Genomic DNA, 23,585 nt, shown 5'->3' on the forward strand with positions numbered 1-23,585 from the left:
TGATTATATGCAAGAAAAAGTATTAGCAAGTGCAACCTTTGACCCGAAGGTAAAACGATATTGGTTAGTGTTTTGGCTACTATTGTGTATGGCGACTGTTATGGCGATCCCGCTGATACCTATTGTGGTGATTGTTGTGTTATTTGTTGCGCAACGTATGTTAGATGCGATGTCTGCTGAGTTACTTGAGCGAAAGTTAGTGGTTAAACGCGGCATTTTATTTAAAGTTGAGAAATCGATTCCGCTCGAAAAGATAACCGATGTTGGGATGATTCAAGGACCTTTGATGAGAGCCTTTGGTCTTCATCATTTAAATTTTGAAACTGCAGGTCAATCTGGACCAGGTGCTTTAGTTTCGATGCTTGGCATTGAGCATCCAGCTGAGTTTCGCGAGAAAATATTGGCGCAAAAAGACAAGATTTCGGGGAGTTTTCAATCAGAAGCCAAAGCAAGCTCAGCCGGTGATGATGAGATGACTCAGCTTCTCGCCAGTGTAAAAAGAATAGAGGCCTTACTCGAGCAATCAGTCAATAAACCTAAATAGTTCGAAAACGTATTCTTAATCGCGCCACCCAAAAGGTGACGAGGGATTTAGCAAATTCTGCCTTGCCAAGGAAACTCTGCGCTTGAAGAGTAATTAATTGCCTAAATAAACATCGCACATTAGCAATTTGATGTTATACTATATCATTCGATGTGGCGCTAAGTGCGCTGCGAAAGTGCAATGTTAAACATTAGGCTATATTACCGTACATGAAAAGCTCTGATATCTCGCTTACCGCTGACAAGTTAGAAGCGATGCCTGAAAAGGCGACAGCTCGCAGAATCAATAATCGCGTTTTAGATAAAATGGGTGTATGGGTGTCTGCAATGTGTGGTATCCACTGTTTGATTCTGCCTATTTTACTGCCAGCTTTACCAATTATCGCGTCAACCTTCGTGGCGCAAGATTGGTTTGAACGCAGTATTCTTACCATCTCTATTATCATCGGATTTGCGGCCCTATTTATCGGGTTCCGCCAATATCATCGTCAGCTCTATCCTATGTATTCACTCGGTCTAGGCGCGGTCATATATTGGAATAAAGATATTTTCGGCCATGACTATGAGCCATTCACCGTGGCTGCGGGCGCTTTGTTCATAATCGCTGCGCATTTGATTAATTTGCGCTTGTGTAAGCAGTGTAAGGCTTGTTAATCAGCTTGATTTAGTGCTGCTTGCGCCCACGTTACATCATCAGTAAAAATTCCATCTACCCCAAACGAGTAAAGTAAACGAAGCAATCTTTCGTCATTTACCGTATAGCACCATACCTCAAGATCATTCAGATGAGCTTGTTTCACAAAGTTTTGGTCTACCAAATGTGCATCTATGGCAGCTATTTGCGCACCTAAGCGAATGACATCAGTAAAATAGCGATCATTATCCAAGGGTAAATGCGCAATTAATGCGCCAAGCCGAAGGTGGTTATCTAAATGTGTATCGCGCAACGTTTGTTGTAAGTCTACAAGTAGTGGATGATTAAATGACGATAGCACTATTTGTGCGGGGTGTTCTTTTGCGCAGCGACAAAGGGCTTCAATAAATGCTTGAGTGTTTTCAAGCGCCTTGATTTCAAGGTTAATCAATATTGGCGTATCAATAAGCGCAAAAAATTGCTCTAACGTGAGTACTTTATGCGTGGAATGCACCCTAAGTTCTGAAAGCTCACTGGGAGATAAGTCTGTCAAATATCCGCTCTGCTCGCTTAAACGTTGCAGTTGGTAGTCGTGGTAGATAACGAAAGTATCACCTACTTGATGAACATCACATTCAATCGCCTTGGCGCCAGCATCTATTGCTTTTGTGAAAGCCTGCTCTGTGTTTTCGGGATAGTGAGCGCTTAGTCCGCGATGCGCAATTAGGAGCATTGTTGTGCCTTCTTATGTTGTCGGTGCGTGTTCACAGTTTCATATACTGCAGCAGAAACAACCAGCACGCCACCGATTAAGGTTTGCCATGTTGGCGCTTCGTTTAACAATATGATGGCAAATACAACACCATAAAAGGGTTGCATACAAGCAACAAGTGAAAAAGTTTTTGCTCGCAAGTGAACCAATGACGCGGCGATGAGGGCATGCGGCAATGCGGTAAACACCGTACCTAACAATAGAAGCAAAAGAGCGGCGTTCATATCCATCGATATCATGTCATCAGACACAAACCAAACCAGGCAAGGACAAATGACTGCAATCTGATAGGCCATCGCCTTAGCACCGCTGTACTGATTAAAATAACGGCGATGTAAAAGGTTTCTCATTGCATATAAAAATGCTGAGAAGACCCCAATAATCACACCGAGCGTAACGTCATTGCTTAACGAAAAGTCAGGGACAATAAGAAAAATACCAATCAGCACCACCAATGCACTTGCTAGGTCTTGCCAAAGAATGCGTGTTTTTTCAAAGAATGGTTCAAGTAATACCGTGATCACAGGAAAGGTAAACAGCGCAATGATTCCTACCGAAACAGATGAGTATTGCATAGCGGCAAAATAGGTGACCCAATGCACGGCCATCACAACGCCAAGCCCCAACGCAATAAAATAGTCTTTTGAATTGTTTAAACGCATGCTTTCTCCACTGAGCTTTAAATAAGCAAAGAGAAACAAGCAAGCGGGTAAAGAACGCCCGAAGGTGATGTCTAGGGCATTGAGTTCAATTAATTTAGAAAACAGTGCCGTACCGCCTAAAAGCATGACGGTGAGGTGAAGGTTTATGAGGCTGCGCTTTACGGGATCCATTATCAGGGCATCATCTTATGGCATAGCCTGCGCAGATTACGCAAAGCGTGCACTGCACAAGGCAAGGAGCATTACTTTGCACGCCATTGTCAGTCAAAGTGTTTATGCTTTACTGTTTATGATGTTTGCCATGACTTCACCTAGACGGGTTGTCATTGCCGGTGACATATCTTCAAAGTCAATTTTGTCTGCTTCAAAACACATCACGACCGTAGAGCCGAGTTTGAATCGTCCCATTTCGTCGCCTTTTTTGAGACTTATCTGTTCACCTTCGTGCTGCCAATGTTGCACATATTTGCCCGCTGGAGGCGTAATATTTCCAGCCCAAACGGTTTCGATACTTGCTACAACGGTCGCACCTACTAAGACCATTGCTACTTTACCTATAGGGGTGTCAAACAATGCAACAACGCGCTCATTACGAGCAAATAAGCCGGGAACATTTTGTGCAGTTAATGGATTTACCGAAAAAAGCTCGCCCGGCACATGCAGCGTGTCGGTGAGTGTGCCATCGATAGGCATATGAATACGGTGATAATCTCGAGGGGCCAAATAAATGGTCGCAAATTTTCCACCTTTAAAGGGGGTCGCTAATTCAGGTTTGCCGCCTAGCAAGGTCGTTAAACTGAAGTCATGCCCTTTTGCTTGAAAGATGCTGTCACCGTTGATATCCCCAAACTGACTGACGCTACCGTCAACCGGATGACAAAGCTGCTGATCATCGGCTTTGATAGGGCGTATGCCTTCTTTTAGCGGGCGGGTGAAAAACTCGTTAAAGGTTTTGTAAGCGCGAGGGTCTTCAAAGTGCGCTTCGCTCATATTGATGTCAAAGGCTTTGATAAAAGTGGTGATAAAAAACTGGGTGACCGCCCCAAGTTCTTTAGATGCTGCCCAGCCTAGTAGGCGCGATATTAAATGCTTTGGTAATATGTATTGGCTTTTGATTTTAATCCAATCTAGCACAGGATAACTCCGAATGTTTACTCGCCCCTATTGTACAATAGAAGTGAGAAATAAGTAGCCACAAAAGCGTTTATTACCATTACCCTTTTGCATAAGACGGACGATTTTGATCCAAGCTATCAATGATTTTGATATAGCTGTTGTAGCGTTCTTCGGAAATTTTGCCTTCTTTCACCGCCGCGACAATTAAACACCCTGGGTCTTGTCGGTGTTTGCAATCTGAAAACTTACAGCCACCGATATAGTCGCGAAACTCGATAAACCCTGACGTAACCGCCTCTGCATTGAGATGCCAAAGGCCAAACTCTCTAACGCCGGGTGAATCAATTAATTCGCCACCCTTAGCGAAGTGCAAAAGTTTAGAGGCGGTTGTTGTGTGTTGTCCGAGTCCTGAGTTAGCGGAAACATCGCCCACCGGCTCCGCCGCATTAGGCAATAACTGATTAACAATACTTGATTTACCCACACCACTTTGACCAACAAATACACTTACCTTGTCGATAAGATGTTCGCTGAGTTCACTTAACCCCTCATCGGTTTGGCAGCTCGTTAATATGAGCTCGTAACCAATTTGACGATAAATGGCCAAGCTTTCGTTTACTTGTGCTAATGCTTCTTCGTTAAGCAACTCGACTTTATTGATGACTAACACAGGAGAAATCTGCGCATCTTCACAGGCGACGAGGTATCGGTCAATAATGTGCGTTGAGAGTGCAGGGACGATAGAGCTGACAACGATAATTTGATCAATATTCGCGGCAATGGGTTTTACCCCATCATAATAATCAGGGCGTGTTAGAGTGGACTTTCGGTCCAAAACGACTTCGATGATGCCGCGATCTCGTTGTTCATCAGATTCGCTTGGCCTAAATAGCACATGGTCGCCACACACCACTGATTCGACGGTGCGCCTAATATGACACTTATGATTTTGACGTTGTTCATCTTCTACAATGGCATGCTTACCAAAGCGACTAATAACCCGACCCGGTTGCTGCGCACCAAGATGCTCTGAACTATTTTGTTCACGCGTTTCATGGCTAAGCATGCGCTTACTTCTATTGATGGATACCTGACGTTTTTGGTTTTTTGACAGCTTTGGTTTTTTGGCCACGATTCACTTTTGCTTTGTGTGCGCAAAGACATCAATTGCTTCGCGTCTGTAAAATCACATTTGTTGATTAGAGGCCTTCATGATACCTTTTTGCCAACTGGCTTGCACACCATAACGTGTTTGCTGCGAGCGATATTGATTTTACAAGTTTTATAAGAGGGATATATGGCATTTCATGAGCAAAATTTAGTATGGATAGACATGGAAATGACGGGACTTGACCCCGAAACATGTGTGGTCTTAGAAATTGCCAGTATTGTCACCGACAAAGAGTTAAACGTATTAGCACAAGGCCCTGTTATTGCGGTGCACCAAAGTGATGAAATACTCGACGCAATGGATGAGTGGTGCACTCGAACGCACGGAGAGTCGGGACTGACCAAACGCTGTCAAGAGAGTGAATATAGCGTAGATGATGCCACTAACGCGACGATAGCCTTTTTAGAGCAGTGGGTACCAAAAGGCAAATCGCCTCTTTGCGGTAACTCTATCAGTCAAGATAGACGATTTTTAGTTAAATATATGCCCGATTTGGATGACTACTTCCATTATCGCAATGTCGACGTTAGCACCATTAAAGAACTATGCGCCCGTTGGAAGCCTGATGTAGCAAGTGGATTTAAAAAGAAGGGCGTACATTTAGCACTAGATGATATTAAAGAGTCTATTGAAGAGCTTCAGTATTATCGCAAGCATGTGTTTAAAATTTAAGTTGCGGTTAAGTGAAATTTGAATAATCTGCAACAACTGCGTGAGCAAGCAAATGCTTGCAAGGACTGCGCAGGCCAAATGCCACATGCTCCTAACCCTGTTTTTGTATGGCCTGATGCGCCAAAAATCATCCTCATTAGTCAAGCGCCGGGAAGACTTGCACATGCGTCAAGTATTGCATGGAACGACGCTTCGGGCGAACGTTTGAGGGGATGGCTCAGGGTTGAACGCGGTACATTTTACGAAAGTGGTGCGTTCGCCGTTTTGCCTATGGGCTTTTGTTTTCCTGGCTATAAAAATGGCGCTGACGCCCCACCACTTAAAGCATGCGCCCCTAAATGGCATCATCAATTTCTCTCACGAGCTAAGCCCTCATTGACTATTTTTGTTGGTCGTTACGCCCAACAGAGCTACTTGCCACAATACAAAACATTGACCGAAGCGGTAAGTGATTTTGAAAATTTATTGCCTGCTAGGATTGTCCTACCTCATCCTTCCGGAAGGAATAATCGATGGCTAGCAAAACATAACTGGTTTGAGGGGGCGCTTTTGCCTTCGCTTAAACAATGTGTCGCAGGCGTTTTATCATCAGGTACGAACGCTTAATTCAACAGTTTACGTTTTGAAGCGACCTAATGGCTGTAACGGGCATGCCACCGAGTGCTAAAGGTTGACGGACGTTCACATTTCTTACATGTGTTTGCAATCAACTTGTCATACCAGCGTCATTAAAATTTCTTACAACTCGAATAACGTGCTCTTGCCTTTAAATTAGCAGAGAACACATTATGAAAATAACTAAAAAACGACCACTATCCATGCTCTCATTAATGGTAAGTGCTGCACTTAGTCAAGGAGCGCTTGCGCAAGAAAACTCCTCCTCAAACGATACGAACGAAATTGAGGAAATCATTGTCACTGCGCAAAAGCGTGCACAAGCTATTCAAGATGTTCCTGTCACATTAAGCGCATTTGACGGCGATTTTTTAAGTGAGATTGGCATTGCTGAACTCGACGTTTTGTCAGAAATAACTCCTGGGCTAGTCATCCAAGAGCAAAGCCCGAACAATCCTGGCTTTGTGATCCGCGGAATAACATCAGACAGTGGTTCTGCGCAATCATCCCCGCGAGTGTCGGTTTATTACAACGGCACCGATGTATCGCGCTCTAGAGGTTCATACTTTGAGTTATACGACATAGAAAGGGTTGAGATTGTTAAAGGCCCTCAAGCCACTTTGTTTGGCACAGCCGCGTCTGTTGGCGCACTTAGCGTAATCACCAAAAGACCTGAGCAAGATTTTTCATCGGAATTAAGGGTGGGTACGGGTAACTTTTCGGCGCAAACTGCCTCGGGATTCATTACAGGAGGGAGTGACTTGGTCCAGGGGCGCTTTGCGTTCAATTACCGCAAACGTGATGGGTTTATCGAAAACATTGCAGGTGACAGCAATTCGCAAAATCCCGGTGGACTGGTTCAAGACGATATGCATGCAATAGAGCGCACGTCTTTTAGACCCTCTATACGTTTCACGCCAAACGACGATCTCACCATAGATGTCGTATACAGCTATGAAAAAAATGAAGACTCTGGCACATCCTTTAAGAATGGCTTATTTGCGCCAACAGGTGGTGACACCAGTCCATTTAGCTTTGTTGAGATGGCAGGCTCGCCATTGTCGGTGCAGCACTTAGGCGCTGAAAAATTAGGTGTGGAGCGAGAAGTCGATGACCTAAGCTTGACGATTGAATACGCACTTAGCGATCAATTAAGCTTCACTTCTATCACCGCTACAAGAAGCTTTGAATCCCTCGAAATATTTGATGCAGACGGCACGCAAGCTTGGTTTTTAGAATTTGCAGAAGATGCACAAGGCGATCAGTTTAGCCAAGAGTTCCGCATCATTCACAATAGCGAAAAGCTTACCAGTATCTACGGGGCAAGCTACTTTACCGAAGACGGTAGTCAAGTCGTGCCGTTTAGCACAGAAGAATCCATCTACTTAAACTGTTTAGGCGTTTTAGGTAGTGGTTTACCCTGCATCAATAGTGATGGCAGCGTAAATATATTAACCCCAGTATTGACCCAGGGTGCTGCAGACTTATTGCCCTATACAGCAACCTTTAGTAACTTTGGTGAAAATGATATTTATTCGGTATTTGCTGACTTTAGTTACGCCATGAACAATGCATTGGAGCTGACCGTTGGTCTGCGTTATGTGACCGAAGATAAAGTCAGTGGCTATAGCTCGCTTGCGCCAAATAGTGTGTTAAGCGGTGGTCCGCTATTGCCGGTAATTGATACAAATAATGTCAGGGTAGAAGCAAAAGCGGATTTTGACGATTGGCTGCCGCGTTTTAATGCCCTTTATGTGCTCAACGATCAGATAAATCTCTATGCAACCATTTCAAAGGGCCGAAGAAGTGAGGTGCTTGATGTTAGTTCAAGGGTTGGCCCTGCAGACGGCATCATTGCCGACGTTACAGAGGTGCCTGCTGAAATCATTTGGAATTACGAGACCGGCATCAAGGGTGAGAGTCATAACCGAAAGCTGACCTATGCTGCATCGGTATTCTATCAAGACTATTCTGATTTTCAGGTTACGCTGCAGGACTCAGCCGGTAACTTTTTTACCGCAAATGCAGGCTCAGCCACGAATATCGGTTTTGAAGGTGAACTCAAAGCCGTGTTAAGCGATTCTTTTGAAGTATTTGCAAATGTTGGCTATATCGACGCTGAAATTGACGATGATTCTAGCAACGGAAATCTCGCGGGCAATCGTTTTAGGCTTCAGCCTGAATGGACCGCCAGTGCCGGCATGTTCTATTCTCGCCCCATTAGCAGCTCCTTGAATCTAACGTCATCGTTCATCTACAGCTACCGTTCTGACGTATTTTTTGAGCCAGATAACGCGCCTATTTCAGGTTTAGATATCAGTGAAGATGCCATTAGTTTAGCGAGTGCTCGAGTAGGAATTAGTAACGCTGACGAAACGTGGTCGTTGACGTTGTTTGCTAGCAATCTGTTTGATAAAGAATACTTAGTGGATGCTGGGAATACCGGCGGCAGTTTTGGTAACCCAACCTTCGTAGCCGGACCTCCGCGATTTTATGGAATTGAATTAAGCATGAAGTTTTCGCGTTAGTTTCCCTAGATATCGCGGTTTTGGGGCACATCTATGATGTGCCCTTTTTTATTTTATCTGGCTATTTGCTTTTTGAGGTTGGAAGTAACGATTTAAATGGTAAGGGACTTACATCTGTCTTGTGCAAAAGATGGTAGCTTTAGCCAAGCTTTGTAGTTTTTCTATTGAAATGGCTGACAAAAAAACATCCAAAGCCGCCGTTGCTATGTCCATTGTTATTAACCTATCCTATTATCGATGTAAGTAAATTGCTTACATCGAGTTGGTTATGCCTAGAACTATTACTTTTCAACCAAGCCCCAAAATGGATGAGTTTATAGAAACACTCGTGACTTCTGGTGACTACGGAAATCAAAGTGAGGTCATACGCGCCGCAATTAGACTTTTACAAGAAAAACAAGCCAAGTCGAAGATCACTCAATTGAGAAAACTTATTGATGAAGGTGACAATAGTCCCGATATTGAAGATTTTTCTATGTCACTAATTAAACAAAAACTGAACAACCGATAGTGCCTGCGTATAAAGTTTCTGAGGCTGCGTTCAACGATTTAATAGATATTGACGCTTACACCGAACAAGAGTAATTAGCCAAAGAGATAATTATTTGAACGATATTGAAGCTAGGTTTGAAACTCTTGCTAGCAATACTGAGCACCCAACAGTTAAAGATCGAAGCGAGTTAAGAAAGGGATGCTTATCCTCAAGTATTAATGAGCATATTATCATTTTTCGTAAAACTAAGTATGGCGTGAGGATACTGCGAGTACTTTATAAAAAAATGGATTTTGTTCGCCACCTTTAACTGGCAAGTGCCATCCACAACGGTCGTTCGCGACATGGTAGCTAAAGTTAGCAGGTGCGACATAGCTGACTTTAGGGATAAAACTTTTCAACTAGGGTTCTTTAGTTCCGTCGATTTCTAGTGCGGCTTTATCAAAAGTATAAACCGCCAAAATTTCTGTTTTATTTGACTGGCCATACTGCTTAGCTTTATTAACGATGAGTGCATCTGGAAAGTCAGCTTGTTTAGTTTTGCCTCCTGTTTTTATTGGCTTAGCGTTCATGAAATCCTTAAGAGCGCCCCAAACAGCATAACCATCTTCAAACTTAATATTAGGCTCCGCAAATAGAGCATGAATAACATCCACAATCTGCTCTTTGCTTAAACCATAACGCTTACCTTTTAGCGTCCAAATCGTTTCCGTTAATACCACATCGGTGATAAGAACTTCCTCAGTGCCAAGGACCAAGTTGTTTGCTTTCGCTGCTTGTTTTGCATCATCCTGCAATAAATATCGCAGTAGAATATTAGTATCAATAGCAATCATTTATTGATAGCACTTTCTAACGATTCTTCCTCTGTTACATTGATATTAGCTTTGATGCCTTTCAACATACCTTTAGCCGCACCCGATTGTTTTTTAACAATAGAGATAACGCCTTGCCTATCGACAAAGCTCTCTATATCGTCACCAGCATTGATATGTGCAACAACACACTGTTCAACAGGTAATGTAATTTGTCTTTTTGCGCTGACCTTAGCCATGTATATTCTCTTTACCATTCTAGATATAGTAAAGATTATCATTTCTTTACTATATGTCAATTGGTAAGGAGTGATTCATTAAGTTTTTAATGTGGTAGGACTTTGACGCTCAAAGATCTCGAATGGCTTACGTCAGCAATCAGGCAAAACTACAAGTAACCGAAGAAATTAGATCCGTCCGCTTTCTGCCCCGAAGGAGCCGTTTGCCAACCTATTTCCCACCCAGTGCTATGTTCATTGATATAAGTCAAAAAAACAATTTCCAACCTCACAATGCAAATAGCATTTTATTTACCGATTACCCTTTATTCACTGGCGTGTGGCTCATAGTGAAGGTATTGGCAATACGGCCTTGTGGTGTGTCGACTGTATCAACAAAGTGCCACTTCGCTTCAATTTGAGATGCCAGTATCGTTAAGGTCAAAAAGCCTCTTTGGTGCAAATTACAATATTGCACATCTTCAATCACAACCGACAAATCATCCGCCATCTGCTTAGCCTGCTCTGTACTTAACGACAAATAGCTCTCCATTCCGGGAGAAGAAACCCCAGGCGTAGCATATTCATAACCTACGGCTTTTCCGTCGCTGTCGACCAATTGGTTGCACCACGCATTGTGAGTATCGCCGGCAATTACGGCCAAGCGTTTATTGTGAGAAGTTAACATGGCGTAAAGTTTTTCGCGCTCTGCCGGATAACCATCCCATGCGTCCAGATTGTAAGCCATCACCTGTTGGATACGAGCTTTTTCTTGCTCGCTAATCGGTAAACCTTGGTCAGCACGTCGTTTGATTGTCGCTAATGCATGGATAATCTGGGCCGCCTTGGTTCTGTCTTGATTAGCTAGCACCTCTGCTGGAAACGTCATTTTGCCCATCAATACTTGTTGACCTAGTATTTGCCAAACCGCGCTAGATGCCTGAACTTTTTGGCTTAGCCAATCAAACTGATGCTGGCCGAGCAAGGTTCGTTGCTCAGATTGTAAGTCTTGCATGAACGACTGGGTATCCATCTTGCCTTCTTGGTCCATGTAGTCTGCATAGGCAAGCTGCTTATCTCGGCCAATCAGGCGCGTATCTAACATGTGCAGGCTTAGCAAATTTCCAAAATCAAAGCTGCGATAAATCTGTGCCGATGTTTCACCAAATGGGGGACGAATGGGCAGCCATTCGTAGTAGGCTTGCACCGCACTGGCACGGCGCGCAAAAAAGTCGCCTTCTCCTTCGTTATGATTTTGCGCGCCTTCTTTGTAGGTATCGTTGGTAATTTCATGATCGTCCCACACTGCAATAAATGGCGCGCTAGCATGAATGGCTTGCAGACCTTCATCGGTTCTATATAGCGCGTAACGATGACGATAGTCAGCAAGACTAATCACTTCGGTGAGATTGTTTTTATCGGGTGAGCGCCCGATTTGCTCGGCTTTTTCGGTTGCGTAGCCGTCGGCCGCATATTCATAGATGTAATCCCCTAGGTGCACGACCACGTCAATGTCTTGCATTTGTGCCGCAAGGGAATAGGGCGTGAAGTAACCTGCTGGATAGTTAGAGCAAGAAAAAACCGCTAGTTTTACCGCTTGCACATTGCCAACCGGAAGGGTTTTCGTTTTTCCTACTGTGCTTATGTTGTTTTTACCTAAAAACCGGTAATAGTATGTTGTGTTCGGTTCTAGGTCTTGCACGTCTATTTTTATGGTAAAGTCGCGCGCTCTTGAAGTTGATGCGCTTCCTGTCCGGATCATATTGTTAAATTCACGGTCACTAGCAACTTCCCAATTTACATCCAGCGTGTTTGTTGAAGCTTGTCCTGCTGGCACTGCTCTTGACCAAATGATCACAGAGCTGTTGCTCGGATCGCCAGAGGCAACGCCATGGGTAAAACTCACCTCAGATGGATGAACCATGGTGCGACATCCACTCACCGCGCTAGAAACCACAACGCTTCCAGCTAATACACTGGTTAATTTCAAGAACTCTCGACGGTTTAACGCTTTCATCTTTTACTTCCCTTTTAATGTTTACTTGGTAAAGCGTAATCAAGAAATATGACGACTTAATAACAGGGCTGCATATTGCCTAAGTTTTTTGAAACAAAGGCGAGCAAACGCAGTGATCGATGTTTAAGGAATGTCAGCGAAGTAGAACGTGATATGGAAAATGGTTTTCTTAGCTTGCTGGTAGATAGTGAACATAGCCAGCCCAAATTATAGGGTGTAATAGTCAGTCATCGCATCGATGTCTTATCCGCCGAGTGATTAGTGAGGGGCGTTTGAACATGCCATATCCATGCTGGGGAATTAGCCTAAGATATCGTGCAAAGCAGCCGATACATTGAGTTCAATGGTTTTTTGGGAAGGTTTCATGCGCTTGATGTTATCAATGGTGTTTGCAGGGTTGTGTTTAACGGCGCAGGCGGCCTTAGCCGACAATAAAATTACGGTGAACGTCTTATCAAATCAAGGTCTGACCTTAGCAGATGTGGTGGTATCCATCAAAGCTGACCCTAACAATCCTGTTCAACCCAAAGCAAGCCAAGCGCAAAGCGCTATAATGAAGCAAATTGATCAGCAATTTGTGCCACATATTCTCGTCGTTCAACAAGGTGCAACCGTTAGTTTTCCGAACACCGACACGGTGAAGCATCACGTATATTCTTTTTCGCCAGCAAAAACGTTTGAAATATCGCTTCAGGAACAACTTGACGAGCATCCTATTCAATTTGGAGAGTCGGGTATTGTTGAGCTTGGCTGCAACATTCACGATTGGATGCTAGGCTATATTTATGTATCAGAGGGCGACTTATCAGGTAAAACCAATAAAGCAGGTGCTTTTCAAGTTTCGCTGCCTGATGGAAATTACACGGTCGATATCTGGCATCCTCGTTTTGACAAACCAGAGATAACTAAGCAACACACATTCACCGTTAGCGCTTCGGCACAAACATTTACCCTACAGCTAAGCACTGATTTGTTAGAAAGCTTCTCTGAGTTTGATGAAATTGAAGGGCTAGATGTCTATGAGTAGTCCCAACAAATTTATTGTTTCGCTGCAAACAAAGCTGCTTGCCAGCTTTTTTGCCATTGTGGTGCTGGTAATTCTAGTAACGCTGTATTTTGTGCAAACAGCAGCTTTTGCTCATTCACAAAAACTCTTGAGTAACAATACCAAAATCAGTACCACCTTGATCAGCGAGCACTTTAAAGACACCGCAAATGTATTGTTTAAAGCGGCCTCTAACCTATCATCTGATTTTAGCATCAAAAAACTAATTCTCGATTCTCAAGATGACGTCGAATCACTCAACGTTGCAATGAGAAACTTCACGACACGCTTCAACGCCAGTGAGTTCGCTGTTGTTGCAGGGGACGGCGCAATTATCACTACCTCACCTGACTTTCTAATGGCGCCTTTAACCGACATTAGTCGTTTGGCAACAGAAGATATCACCTGGTATATCAACGCCGATTCGGTATTTTTAGCCAAGGCAGTGCCGGTCAGAAATACACCAAGATCACGTGATGTGATGGCATGGCTATTGTTTGCAAAGCCGGCGCAGCAACTTTTTAATGAAGAGTTGTCGCAACTGACCCAGCTTGACGTGAGCTTAATGAAAGACGCGAAAACCATGATCGCATCTACTTATGAAAAAGCAGTTGTCAGTGAGTTTATGCTTAATCCCATGCAACAGCTCGATACCATTCAAGACATGCATGTGCCATCGGGTCACTATTTGTATATGCTAACCCCCATAGGTAATGCCAATGGTGCAACGGTGTCACTGATGCTCTCAACCGTTGAGGAAGAGGCCTATTTGTCTTACCGAAGCTTGGTGAGCCAATTGATTGGTTTACTTGTGGTGATTTCGATCGCGGTATTGCTCATGGCCACGCTAATAGCCCGTAATATTTCAAAACCCATACTCGCGCTGATTGAAGTCACCGATGCAATTGGTAAAGGCGATACGGTGAACGATTTTCCGCGCAGCGACACCAAAGAAGTGAATACCCTTGCCAAAGCTGTATCACAGATGCACAGCGGCTTATTGCAGCGCGAATCAGAAATCAACCGACTGGCCTTTTTTGACGACTTAAGTGGCCTACCGAACCGCGTCAAGTTCATCCAATATTTGGATGAACAACTGGTATTAAATGAAACCGCCACGCTGAGCTTAATTCTTGTTGATATTGAACGCTTTAAAGAGGTCAACGACTCTATCGGCCACGCAGCAGGCGATACACTACTTGCCTTAGTCGCACAAAGGTTGACTCAGCGTTATCATGACGATGTATTTATCGCGCGCATGGGTAGCAATGAATTTGCGCTATTAAGCTTAAAAGGCATGATGCTTAAAGCGCTAATGGAAGATGTAAAACAGTGCTTTCAACCCATATTTATGGTCAATGAGGTAGCCTTGAGCATCGACGTGAGCATGGGCGGTACTCTATTAGAAGCGGATGCTAAGGGTAAGTACAAAGCCGCAGATCTTTTACTAGAAGCGGATATTGCCCTGCAGGCTTGTAAAGAAAGTCATCACGCCTATTTAGAATACTCAGATGCGCTCAATAGCTTCTCTGTTGAGCGTCTGCAAACCATGTCTGAACTAAAAGACATTGTAAGCTCACAACAGCTTTCGTTGTATTATCAGCCTAAGCTTTGCCTGGTGACTAACACCATTGAGAACGTAGAGTGTTTGGCACGTTGGATCCATCCAGAAAAAGGCTTTATTCCCCCCGATGAATTCATTCCGTTAGCGGAACAGTCTGGGGCCATCAAACAAATCACCATGTGGGCAATTGAAACTGCCATTGCACAACATGCAAAATGGCGTGAGCAAGGTATTGAGGTGGCCATGGCAGTGAATATTTCGGCTATTGATCTGGTGCATAATGACTTTGCTCGTAAGGTTGTTAACATTTTGAGCCAATATCAGGTGGCCCCGCAAAAATTAATATTGGAAGTGACTGAAAGTGCCATCATGAGCGAGCCCGAGGTGGCATTGCAGTCACTCAACTTGCTTTCTCAAATAGGCATAGTGGTGTCTATTGACGATTTTGGTACCGGCTTCTCGTCAATGGCGCAGCTTAAAAAACTACCGGTGAACGAGCTTAAGATTGATAAAGCCTTTGTACTAGAGCTTGCCACTAACCGAGAAGACCAGGTCATGGTCAAAACCTTAATCGATTTGGCGCAAAATTTAGGCTTAAAAACCGTTGCCGAAGGTGTGGAAGACGAACAATCCCTAGCCCTTTTAAAAAGCATGGGATGCACATATGCGCAAGGCTATTTTATAAGCCGTCCAATGCCGGTTCAAGAAGCGAACAAATGGCTTGTTAACGCGTGTACCACCAATGTAAGCCGAGCCAATGCCTAAGACGGTGCAGCAAATATTCAGCATGCTGATACTTGTCAGCATCAGTTGCCAAGTTTACTCGCAAAACCTGAGTGGCCGCATTGAAGGCGCTTTAATTAATGCTGATACAAACGCAAGCTACCAAGAAAAAGGTGTGGGGGTTTTGCGTGCTGAGCAAAGCGGTTTTGCGATTCAGCAGGCGTTTTTGCACGGCAATTTTCGTATAAATAAAGACTGGACGTTTGACGCCGTTGCCAACCTTTATATCGATGGTGAACAAAACCTAGGCCTGACCCAAGCTTCCTTTATTTATAAGCCACTAAGCCCTGATAAAGTAAAATGGAAAGCCAAGTTGGGGTTTTTCTATCCCAGCCTTTCCCTTGAAAATACGGCACAGGGCTGGTTGTCACCCTATACCTATACACAATCGGCCATCAATAGCTGGATAGGCGAGGAGCTTCGAGTTTTAGGCGCGCAGGTCAGTCTGTATTCAGGCGGTCGTAAACGCAATAGTCCTTGGAGTTGGGAAATTAACTCAGGCTTATACAAGGGCAATGATACAACCGGCACATTATTAACGTGGCGAGGTTTTGCAACCCACGATCGCCAAAGTCTCAATAACGACATTATTCAATTTGCCCCCATCCCAAGCGTTGAAACCTTCGTTGAAGGCATTCCCACGCCAACGTATACCAAGCCCTTTATTGAGGTTGACGGCAAATGGGGGGGCTATGTGGGGGCGCATTTACGCTATTTCAGAAAGCGCGAAGTGCGCTATTATTACTATGACAACTTTGCCGACCCCACCGTTGTCAACCAAGAAAGACTTTATGCTTGGCACACAAAATTTCACAGTTTAAGTTACATTCATGAGCTTAATCGCAATTGGCGTTTTTTGGCACATTGGTTATATGGCTCGACAGAGATGGGTGAGCGGGGCGTTTATGCCGATTTTGATTCTATATTTGGTCTGGTGAGTTATAGTCAAAACAAGCATCGCGTGTCTTTGCGGTTAGAGCATTTTGATGTGCAAGAGGATGATCTCAAACCACAAGACCCAAACGACAGCGATGGCCAAGCTATTACCATCGCTTGGCGGTATCAAATCACGCCGATGGTAGAGCTGGGGATGGAATGGCACCAAAATGACAACTTTGTCGCCAATCGCATTTTAGTAGGCGAACAAGCCCGTTTAAAACAAACCCAAGCCCTCGCGGTGATGGCGCTGAATTTTTAGAGCATAACCACTGTCTGACAAAAGACACTTAAAAGCCCACCCAACCAGTTGTGCAACACATCCCCCACGTCACTTTTGCGCAGGCAAGGATTTCCCCAACGCCATGGTAAGCTGTTGAATGCTAACTTTTATGACCAGTATATATTTGCAGACGGAAGATTTATGCGCAGCGGATGGTTGAGCTAAGTGGAACTCATTGTCTTATGGAGGATTCTCTAACTTAGGTTAATACCAGCACTACCATCACTCATCCACAATACAGTTGCGTCCGCGAGCTTTTGCTTTGTATAAGAATTCATCGGCCGTGCTAAGCAGAGATTCTATCTTTCCTGTTCGTTTATGAGATATGCCAATACTTAAGGTGCAATGAACTTGCTGGTCTTTATACTTAAATGATTTTTCGCTTATCGCTTCTCGAAAAGCATCTAATTTTTCCTTTGCTGCAGATGCTTCAATATTACTTAAAAACACACAAAACTCTTCGCCGCCAAAGCGAGATACTACATCTTGTGCAAAGTGTTTTTGCATCATCCGTGCAGTCTCTTTTAGCACAACATCACCAAAGTCATGGCCATAGTTGTCATTGACCGTCTTAAAATAGTCTAGATCAATTAGCGCTAGCGACACGCTTTGGGGTTTGCTGTGCATGATTTTTTCAACTTGTGCGAAAAAGTGTCTTCGGTTAGGTAACTTTGTTAAATAGTCGGTATTCGCGGTCTTCTTAATAACCTCTATTTGTTCTACATATTCGACGTTTTGCAAGATGCGACAGAAGAACTCTTCATGGCAGTAGGGGCGTCTTAAGTAATCGTTGGCGCCGCTTTTGATAAAGTTGGCAAGCAATGCAGCATCCCCTTTCTCACTTGTCCCGATAACGCTTAAGCTTTCTTTTGTGTGTGTTTTTCTCACCTTAGAAACGAGATCTACTCCGGTCATATCGGGCAGTTTCTGGTCTGTGATAATTAGCTTAATATGAGGATTTTGGTTAAGCATCTCTAACGCTTTTTCACCATTCGCCGCCTGATAACTGATAAAGTTATGCCGATTTAGCAACGCATAAATGTCGTTGCGACTGCGGGTATTGCCTCCCACTACCAATACACCGACGTCTCGGTTTTTTTCGAGCCTCGTTAGAAGGCGTGATAGATACTCGTATATCTGCGAGTTACTTTTGGGAATGTAGTCAACTACGGCCTTGCTAAGTATGCGTTCACGCACGTCTTTGTCGGTTTGGCTGGTAATCACGATGACCGGTACGAAAGAGGCAATGGCAAAATCAATCGCCTCGCCATGAGGGGCGTCTGGCAAAGCGTAATCAACGACAGCACATAAAAAAGATTCGGGGGTAGAATTTTCAAAGATTATTTTGGCTTCGGTCAATGTGGTGGCCGTTACTACATCGAGATTGGCCTTGCCAATAACACGTTTGAGCACGCGCAGGCTACTGCCATCGTGCTCCACCAATAAAATTTTGTATTTCACTTGGGCTCCTACAACCTCATTACATCAAAAATGTGTCTCACCACGTCTAAATATCGGCTGGCATATCCTAAAATTAATAGGCAATTTGTAGAAAATGACGAAAAGAGCTTGCAACCTATCTATATTTTTTTATAATGCGCGTCCAATTTGCGGGAATAGCTCAGTTGGTAGAGCACGACCTTGCCAAGGTCGGGGTCGCGAGTTCGAATCTCGTTTCCCGCTCCATTTTTTACAGCATGTCAATTTGCTGTTTTGATACCTCTCATTTATCGTTAAATTCAACATGCCGTTGACAGCAATTACGTTGCACACACGTTAGTTTTGTTCGTATAAACATGACAAATTTTTGAAGAATTTGTTAAAGCGTACAAATGCGTCATTATTTTATTGACACTGCCGATATTCGAGGGTACAACGGCAAAATAATCCAAGGCTTGTTGTTTGTGAATACAATTGGAGCAATGTGACGTGTCTAGTTTAAGCAAAGAAACCCTATTAAAACGCTTGTTTAGCGATACTAAAAATTATCCTTATGGATTTTCACGTTCTGGCGATTTCTCGATTTCAGAGAGTAAAGCGCTTAATGAATATGGTTGCTTAATTGCTGCTTTGGTAGATGGCAAACTGGCACCATCTGATGAGGAAGATGAGCAATTTTTGTCCAGTGCATTAGGGCAGACTGAGCCCGCTAGCGTTGCCGAACGCGCTTGGCTGAAGTATCAAAAACGCATTAACCGACCTAAAGCCGGTAGCATTTATGGCACGAAAAAAGTCAGCTCTAGTTCCTCTTCAGACGATGAGGTGTTAATGGATGCTGATGATGATATGGGTATTGAGCTCGACGATTAAGCAATAAGCTTCATTTCGCTCTTTTAGAGCGTGATGAGAAGCATGTTTTGAGATTCAGTACCCCGTCAATTCTAAAAAGCCTTTACCGGTTTGGCTTCCGCTTACCTTAACTGCTCCCTCATAATATGGGAATACAGAAGGGTTATAGGCATTGCGCTTTACCGCTGTCACCTTGATATCCACCTTCTGGCTAGGTATTACAACTTGCCACTCTAAGGGCAGTGTTTTTCCTTCCACCTCATACGATTTTTCTATGGTCAAGGTGATTTGTTGCGGTGATAACGTAATAGCGTCGCCATTTTTAAAAATGTAAGTGCCGGTCTGATAATCTTCCTGATCATTTAAGCGCATCCGAAACGCCATGAGTTTATCGCCGTTATCAAAGTGAAGAGACATCCAATCCCAGCCAAGAGTAGTCTGATCTAGCAGCGTTGAGGTCCACTCATGATCAAACCACGCTTTTCCGCTTACCTCAACATCACCGGTCGGTAACTCGAGCCTTCCAGTTACGTCGATAAAAGGTAATGAATAATAGTGAGAAGCATGTTTGCCTTGCTTGGACTTAATGCTGTATCCGTTTTCTCCCTGCAGCACAAACGGACCTGTTTGCGTCAGTGTGATATCCACTTCCATACTAGAAGTGTTATTGATGATTTTCGTATTGAGTACGGAAGGAAAAAGCGTACCTTCAGTCGACTTACCCTGCCACAGCCAATCGTCAATAAATAGATTCAGCTTATTGTCTATGGTTTTTACCCCAGCACTGCCCAGCCCGCCAGGGGCAAAGCGTTCTGAAAACCAGTGTTGGTCAGGTGAATGCAAAGACGCGTGGCCCATAAACGACTGCCCTTGATACCACTGGTTTTGTTGAGAGGATTGGGCGAATCTGAATAAAGTCCATTGCAAGGCGTATTGGTGTCCGTCATCACCACTAAGGTTGGCGGTTAGGTACCACCACTCAATATCAAATGCATCGTGTGGTAAATGGTCTTTGGGAAACGACAGAACGTAATTAGGGTCCGCCTTTTTTCCTTGTGAAACCAGAAAGTTGGGGTTAATGGTTTGCGTTTGCTCATCATCACCTGGCGCCTTTTCGCATCCTAGCAACGCAACCACAGTGACCAAAAGCCCAGCTAATCTAAACATGTTAACTCCTGTGCAAGACTTTTTCGGGTGGATAGGACAATAGGGGCGCTAATAACCATGAATACCACCATAAAGCTAATCCCATACAGTTGCATTATCTTTGAAGCCTCGATTACTAATGGGTAAGACCAATTAAAAGCATGGTAATTGATTTGCTCAATGAGTATGTAGCTTAACAAAATCCCAAATGGCGTCGCGCACAAAAGCGCCACAAAGCATAACAGCATGTATTGCAATAGCAGTAGGCCACGTCCCTGCCAAGCGCTTATCCCGAGTGCACGTAGCAGCATAGTCTGCGGTCGACTTTGGTCGATTAAGGTCACGAGCGTGCATGCTAATGAAAGCGCGGCAACCAGCAAGGTCACTAAATTTAAACCGTCTGTGATCACAAAGGTGCGGTCAAACACTTCCATCGAGCCACTTAAAATTTGTGCGCTTTCAAATAGCTGCTCATCTAATTTGATATCGAGGGTTTTGAGCGCGTCTGAAAAGGCCGCAATGTTTGCCTGCTCACCCAATAATGCAAAAATGCTAGCACTGGCCGGGTTTTGCTCAAATAACGTAGGTGGCATTAGGATTTGCCCCATTGGATTGCCATAGTCATAAATGATGCCTGCTACGGTAAATGATTCTGTTTTTGCCGTAATAGGTACCTGAATGTCTACCTCATCGCCTAATGACAAGGCGTTACGTATCGTGAACTGTTGATTTACAAACACGCTTTTACCGCCCTCGAAGCTCTGCCATGCATTGGCGCTGGTGTCTTGAAACACCATCGCTTGGGCAAAACGTTCAGCACTAGGGTAGCTAAACAGTTGCACCGCGCGACCCGCGTATTCATATTCTTTTTCAAAGCGTGGATGCACCTCTACACTATATTGTTTTGCTAGGGGCATCAGTTGCTGATTGATGGCGGGATTGTCAGAATACAGATAATGGTCTGCGACTAAACGTTGGTCTAGCCAGCTTTCGGTGCTTGCGCGAAAGCTATCCACCATCAGATTCATGCCTAAGTTACTGGTCACCGCAATAAAAAATGCACAGCATGCTATTTTAGTCTTTTGTGAAAGAGCACGTGATTGCGCAAGGCCTAATCGTAAAAATGTATATTGACTTGACACAACGCGATAGCAAACGCTGAGCAGATGAGGAAAGAGCAATATTAACAGACAGCTACCCGCTAAAACAACTGCTGCTGCACCAAGTAATAGTGCGCCTAGATGGTTACTAAAGGCAAATAGGCAAATAGCCAGTAATGAAAAAAACAGTAATGCAGATACTATTGGTGCATCGATTTTCACATCTGCTATTGCGGATTTAGTAGTTGCCAAAGATTGCTTGAGTTGTTGCATTGGAAGTAGCAACGCTAATGTAAGCCCTGCAACACTGGTCATGAATATTTTCAGATAAAGAAATAGCCACTGCGTATCGATAAAGCCAACCTGAACGCGATACAAACCTTCCAAAATGCTTCGGATGGTGGGGGCTACCCAAAACGCGACTTGCGTGCCTACTAATACACCTAAAGCGCTGATCACCGCAGCAAACAGCAGGAGCTCAGCGGCATGAGTGATGATGATCATTCGGCGAGACACGCCTAATTGACGTAAAGTCTTGAGCATGGCGAAGCGCTTAAATATCAATAGATTGCAGGCGTTCATTACAATGAATAAGCAAACTGCGAACATTAACAGGGCCATGGCAAATAAGTTTAAGTGAAAACTTTGCGTCAATTGCGCTGAGTCTTGGACATCTTCTATAGGGGTAATAGTCAGATGATTAGGTAACCATTCTCTTATGTTTGCTAGCTGTGCGTCATTGAGTGGGCTTGGTATAAGAATGCGTGTAATATCGTTACTCGGTAAAAGGCTTAATAGCACTCCTATATCAAGGAGCAGTTCATTGCCTAGTCCGCTTAACTGGGCGCTTCGAATACGAGGCAATCGGTTTTGCATGTTAGCATCGAGACTTAACACGGTATCTTCGGTGATGCTGAGCTCTTCGAGCAATCGTGGGTGGGCTAGAATAAGGTCTTGGTTAAACCCCATGCGTTGGCCGATTTGCAATGGGTTTGCACTCGTTGGCGCCTTTTGCATGTTCGCCGATGAATCGGCCTGACTATCGCTAACTTTGACTTGGTTGAGTAAAGCAAGCACATCTACACCAATTAAATCTATTCTTTGCCCCAGCGGCTTTGAATCAGCAAATAGCGTGACCCTTGCGGTGCTTATCGCGATCGCTTCGCTTAATCCTTGTTGTTTAATGAGGCGATAGTTTTCCAACGAAATTGGATTTGAATCTTGGATAGGTAAAATCTGATGGCGAGCACTTAATATGGCGTTTGCGCTATCTGCGCTATAGCTTTGTTTGGCGCTTTGATTGATTAGCAACACAGCGCTTAAACCAGCGCAGGCGGTGAGCAAAGACAACCAGACCATGGCTAAACTAAACCAAGTTTGCCGATAGCTTAGTACCAGCATTCGAGCCACTTCAAACAGCTTAGGTTGAGTCCTAGGCATGGATGTCTGCCAACTTCTTATGACGCACCACCAGTTGGCGCTGCGCTTGTTTGGCGACAGCTTCGCTGTGTGTTACCACGATTAATGTCGTGTTGAGTTTTTGACAGGTATCGAATAAGAGCTTGCTCACAATATTAGAGTTTTCTTCGTCTAAATTACCGGTTGGCTCGTCTGCCAGCACTAAGTCTGGCTTATGTGCTAGTGCTCGGGCTATTGCAACGCGCTGTTGTTCCCCTCCAGAAAGCTGCGTTGGAAACTTGTTCAGAAGCCGAGAAATGCCAAGGGTGCCGCACAGACTAGCAATGTAATGCTCGTCGAGATTGTCATTAAGCCGTCCGGGAAGTCGAATGTTTTCTTGAACGCTAATGCAGTCAATAAGATTAAAGCGTTGAAACACGACACCTAAGTTTTTGCGTCTAAAATCATCTGCCTGATGTTCAGTAAAATTATGAATATCGAGGGTCGCGTTGTTTGCGGGGGTAAATGCAATCGTTCCAGAATCTGGTTTGTCGAGGGCGCCGATGAGATGCAATAACGTTGACTTTCCGCATCCAGAGGGTCCTTGAATGGATATACTGCCGCCGTTTTCAAGGTCTAGCGATGCTCCATCGAGTACCAAAAAAGATGAATTTCCGTCTTTATAGCGTTTGCATATATCTTTTAGTCTAAGCACTACGATTCTCATGTTGCTTTAGCTTTACATACGTACAGATCACCGTTAAGTTTAGCGCCTATCAAAAGCA

22 protein-coding genes and 1 tRNA gene are annotated in these 23,585 nt (G+C 44.1%); 12 read left to right on the plus strand and 11 right to left on the minus strand.

Going from position 1 to position 23,585, the window contains the following annotated elements; genetic code table 11:
• Positions 1 to 7 precede the first annotated feature (7 nt).
• Both KJ365_RS04820 and KJ365_RS04825 read left to right on the plus strand, forming a co-directional pair.
• Positions 8 to 544 (plus strand): PH domain-containing protein, encoded by a 537-nt coding sequence (locus KJ365_RS04820; RefSeq protein ID WP_214450506.1) that lies wholly within the window; start codon positions 8 to 10, stop codon positions 542 to 544.
• Positions 545 to 798: 254 nt separating this feature from the next.
• The gene (locus KJ365_RS04825; protein ID WP_214451281.1) at positions 799 to 1,197 is read left to right on the plus strand and encodes a MerC domain-containing protein; all 399 of its coding nucleotides are present in this window, start codon (positions 799 to 801) and stop codon (positions 1,195 to 1,197) included.
• Here KJ365_RS04825 and KJ365_RS04830 read toward each other — a convergent pair.
• From KJ365_RS04830 to rsgA, 4 genes are all read right to left on the minus strand, one after another.
• On the minus strand, positions 1,194 to 1,910 hold the full coding sequence (locus tag KJ365_RS04830; RefSeq protein WP_214450507.1) for a glycerophosphodiester phosphodiesterase: 717 nt from the start codon (positions 1,908 to 1,910) through the stop codon (positions 1,194 to 1,196). The genes KJ365_RS04825 and KJ365_RS04830 overlap by 4 nt on opposite strands.
• Positions 1,901 to 2,782 carry a DMT family transporter gene (locus KJ365_RS04835; RefSeq protein WP_214450508.1) on the minus strand — a complete coding sequence of 294 codons (882 nt, stop codon included), beginning with the start codon at positions 2,780 to 2,782 and terminating at the stop codon, positions 1,901 to 1,903. The genes KJ365_RS04830 and KJ365_RS04835 overlap by 10 nt, the downstream gene beginning before the upstream one ends.
• 102 nt (positions 2,783 to 2,884) lie before the next feature.
• Positions 2,885 to 3,745: an archaetidylserine decarboxylase gene (gene asd / locus KJ365_RS04840; protein WP_214450509.1), complete on the minus strand. Its 861-nt coding sequence runs from the start codon at positions 3,743 to 3,745 to the stop codon at positions 2,885 to 2,887.
• A gap of 79 nt (positions 3,746 to 3,824) precedes the next feature.
• A complete protein-coding gene (gene rsgA / locus KJ365_RS04845) occupies positions 3,825 to 4,859 on the minus strand; it encodes a small ribosomal subunit biogenesis GTPase RsgA (RefSeq protein WP_214450510.1) in 1,035 nt (344 codons plus the stop codon).
• 165 nt (positions 4,860 to 5,024) lie between these two features.
• On the opposite strand from rsgA, the gene orn reads away from it, so the two are divergent.
• The 5 genes from orn to KJ365_RS17000 all read left to right on the plus strand — a co-directional run bounded on the left by orn (position 5,025) and on the right by KJ365_RS17000 (position 9,516).
• Positions 5,025 to 5,570 (plus strand): oligoribonuclease, encoded by a 546-nt coding sequence (gene orn / locus KJ365_RS04850; protein WP_214450511.1) that lies wholly within the window; start codon positions 5,025 to 5,027, stop codon positions 5,568 to 5,570.
• Between the two features lie 18 nt (positions 5,571 to 5,588).
• Entirely contained in the window at positions 5,589 to 6,176 is a 588-nt protein-coding gene (locus KJ365_RS04855) for a uracil-DNA glycosylase family protein (protein ID WP_250884033.1), read from the plus strand.
• A 182-nt stretch (positions 6,177 to 6,358) separates the two neighbouring features.
• The gene (locus KJ365_RS04860) at positions 6,359 to 8,713 is read left to right on the plus strand and encodes a TonB-dependent receptor (RefSeq protein ID WP_214450512.1); all 2,355 of its coding nucleotides are present in this window, start codon (positions 6,359 to 6,361) and stop codon (positions 8,711 to 8,713) included.
• 268 nt (positions 8,714 to 8,981) lie between these two features.
• Complete coding sequence (locus KJ365_RS04865; RefSeq protein WP_250884034.1) at positions 8,982 to 9,224, plus strand: type II toxin-antitoxin system ParD family antitoxin; 243 nt, start codon at positions 8,982 to 8,984, stop codon at positions 9,222 to 9,224.
• A gap of 73 nt (positions 9,225 to 9,297) precedes the next feature.
• Positions 9,298 to 9,516 carry a type II toxin-antitoxin system RelE/ParE family toxin gene (locus tag KJ365_RS17000; protein WP_352109351.1) on the plus strand — a complete coding sequence of 73 codons (219 nt, stop codon included), beginning with the start codon at positions 9,298 to 9,300 and terminating at the stop codon, positions 9,514 to 9,516.
• 91 nt (positions 9,517 to 9,607) lie between these two features.
• On the opposite strand, the gene KJ365_RS04875 is transcribed toward KJ365_RS17000, so the two are convergent.
• The 3 genes from KJ365_RS04875 to KJ365_RS04885 form a co-directional block, all read right to left on the minus strand.
• Entirely contained in the window at positions 9,608 to 10,042 is a 435-nt protein-coding gene (locus KJ365_RS04875; RefSeq protein ID WP_214450514.1) for a type II toxin-antitoxin system VapC family toxin, read from the minus strand.
• Positions 10,039 to 10,260, minus strand: a complete 222-nt coding sequence (locus KJ365_RS04880) for an AbrB family transcriptional regulator (RefSeq protein ID WP_214450515.1) — start codon at positions 10,258 to 10,260, stop codon at positions 10,039 to 10,041. Before KJ365_RS04880 ends, KJ365_RS04875 begins: the two co-directional genes overlap by 4 nt.
• A gap of 298 nt (positions 10,261 to 10,558) precedes the next feature.
• The gene (locus KJ365_RS04885; protein ID WP_214450516.1) at positions 10,559 to 12,256 is read right to left on the minus strand and encodes an alkaline phosphatase D family protein; all 1,698 of its coding nucleotides are present in this window, start codon (positions 12,254 to 12,256) and stop codon (positions 10,559 to 10,561) included.
• A 364-nt stretch (positions 12,257 to 12,620) separates the two neighbouring features.
• Between KJ365_RS04885 and KJ365_RS04890 the strand changes: the two genes are divergently transcribed.
• The 3 genes from KJ365_RS04890 to KJ365_RS04900 are packed head-to-tail and all read left to right on the plus strand — an operon-like array spanning position 12,621 to position 16,846.
• The gene (locus KJ365_RS04890; protein ID WP_214450517.1) at positions 12,621 to 13,283 is read left to right on the plus strand and encodes a methylamine utilization protein; all 663 of its coding nucleotides are present in this window, start codon (positions 12,621 to 12,623) and stop codon (positions 13,281 to 13,283) included.
• Positions 13,276 to 15,630, plus strand: coding sequence for a putative bifunctional diguanylate cyclase/phosphodiesterase (locus tag KJ365_RS04895; RefSeq protein WP_214450518.1), 2,355 nt, complete (start codon positions 13,276 to 13,278; stop codon positions 15,628 to 15,630). Before KJ365_RS04890 ends, KJ365_RS04895 begins: the two co-directional genes overlap by 8 nt.
• Positions 15,623 to 16,846: a hypothetical protein gene (locus KJ365_RS04900; protein ID WP_214450519.1), complete on the plus strand. Its 1,224-nt coding sequence runs from the start codon at positions 15,623 to 15,625 to the stop codon at positions 16,844 to 16,846. The genes KJ365_RS04895 and KJ365_RS04900 overlap by 8 nt, the downstream gene beginning before the upstream one ends.
• Before the next feature lie 243 nt (positions 16,847 to 17,089).
• Here the strand turns inward: KJ365_RS04900 and KJ365_RS04905 are convergent, their stop codons facing one another.
• On the minus strand, positions 17,090 to 18,328 hold the full coding sequence (locus KJ365_RS04905) for a GGDEF domain-containing response regulator (protein WP_214450520.1): 1,239 nt from the start codon (positions 18,326 to 18,328) through the stop codon (positions 17,090 to 17,092).
• Between the two features lie 149 nt (positions 18,329 to 18,477).
• Between KJ365_RS04905 and KJ365_RS04910 the strand changes: the two genes are divergently transcribed.
• A tRNA-Gly gene (locus KJ365_RS04910) sits at positions 18,478 to 18,553 on the plus strand.
• Positions 18,554 to 18,796: 243 nt separating this feature from the next.
• Positions 18,797 to 19,177, plus strand: a complete 381-nt coding sequence (locus tag KJ365_RS04915) for a MaoP family protein (RefSeq protein WP_214450521.1) — start codon at positions 18,797 to 18,799, stop codon at positions 19,175 to 19,177.
• 54 nt (positions 19,178 to 19,231) lie between these two features.
• Here KJ365_RS04915 and KJ365_RS04920 read toward each other — a convergent pair whose 3' ends face one another.
• The 3 genes from KJ365_RS04920 to KJ365_RS04930 are packed head-to-tail and all read right to left on the minus strand — an operon-like array spanning position 19,232 to position 23,515.
• Complete coding sequence (locus KJ365_RS04920; protein ID WP_214450522.1) at positions 19,232 to 20,323, minus strand: lipocalin-like domain-containing protein; 1,092 nt, start codon at positions 20,321 to 20,323, stop codon at positions 19,232 to 19,234.
• The gene (locus KJ365_RS04925; RefSeq protein ID WP_214450523.1) at positions 20,311 to 22,842 is read right to left on the minus strand and encodes an ABC transporter permease; all 2,532 of its coding nucleotides are present in this window, start codon (positions 22,840 to 22,842) and stop codon (positions 20,311 to 20,313) included. Before KJ365_RS04925 ends, KJ365_RS04920 begins: the two co-directional genes overlap by 13 nt.
• A complete protein-coding gene (locus KJ365_RS04930; protein WP_214450524.1) occupies positions 22,835 to 23,515 on the minus strand; it encodes an ABC transporter ATP-binding protein in 681 nt (226 codons plus the stop codon). The genes KJ365_RS04925 and KJ365_RS04930 overlap by 8 nt, the downstream gene beginning before the upstream one ends.
• Between the last annotated feature and the right edge of the window lie 70 nt (positions 23,516 to 23,585).

The organism is Glaciecola sp. XM2 (assembly GCF_018595715.1).
Taxonomy (GTDB): Bacteria; Pseudomonadota; Gammaproteobacteria; order Enterobacterales; family Alteromonadaceae; genus Glaciecola.

Coding starts and splice junctions, on each gene's coding strand:
- KJ365_RS04820 (WP_214450506.1), top strand. CDS start 8: ATGCAAGAAAAAGTATTAGCAAGTGCAACCTTTGACCCGAAGGTAAAA.
- KJ365_RS04825 (WP_214451281.1), top strand. CDS start 799: ATGCCTGAAAAGGCGACAGCTCGCAGAATCAATAATCGCGTTTTAGAT.
- KJ365_RS04830 (WP_214450507.1), bottom strand. CDS start 1,910: ATGCTCCTAATTGCGCATCGCGGACTAAGCGCTCACTATCCCGAAAAC.
- KJ365_RS04835 (WP_214450508.1), bottom strand. CDS start 2,782: ATGGATCCCGTAAAGCGCAGCCTCATAAACCTTCACCTCACCGTCATG.
- orn (WP_214450511.1), top strand. CDS start 5,025: ATGGCATTTCATGAGCAAAATTTAGTATGGATAGACATGGAAATGACG.
- KJ365_RS04860 (WP_214450512.1), top strand. CDS start 6,359: ATGAAAATAACTAAAAAACGACCACTATCCATGCTCTCATTAATGGTA.
- KJ365_RS04865 (WP_250884034.1), top strand. CDS start 8,982: ATGCCTAGAACTATTACTTTTCAACCAAGCCCCAAAATGGATGAGTTT.
- KJ365_RS04875 (WP_214450514.1), bottom strand. CDS start 10,042: ATGATTGCTATTGATACTAATATTCTACTGCGATATTTATTGCAGGAT.
- KJ365_RS04880 (WP_214450515.1), bottom strand. CDS start 10,260: ATGGCTAAGGTCAGCGCAAAAAGACAAATTACATTACCTGTTGAACAG.
- KJ365_RS04885 (WP_214450516.1), bottom strand. CDS start 12,256: ATGAAAGCGTTAAACCGTCGAGAGTTCTTGAAATTAACCAGTGTATTA.
- KJ365_RS04890 (WP_214450517.1), top strand. CDS start 12,621: ATGCGCTTGATGTTATCAATGGTGTTTGCAGGGTTGTGTTTAACGGCG.
- KJ365_RS04895 (WP_214450518.1), top strand. CDS start 13,276: ATGAGTAGTCCCAACAAATTTATTGTTTCGCTGCAAACAAAGCTGCTT.
- KJ365_RS04900 (WP_214450519.1), top strand. CDS start 15,623: ATGCCTAAGACGGTGCAGCAAATATTCAGCATGCTGATACTTGTCAGC.
- KJ365_RS04920 (WP_214450522.1), bottom strand. CDS start 20,323: ATGTTTAGATTAGCTGGGCTTTTGGTCACTGTGGTTGCGTTGCTAGGA.
- KJ365_RS04925 (WP_214450523.1), bottom strand. CDS start 22,842: ATGCCTAGGACTCAACCTAAGCTGTTTGAAGTGGCTCGAATGCTGGTA.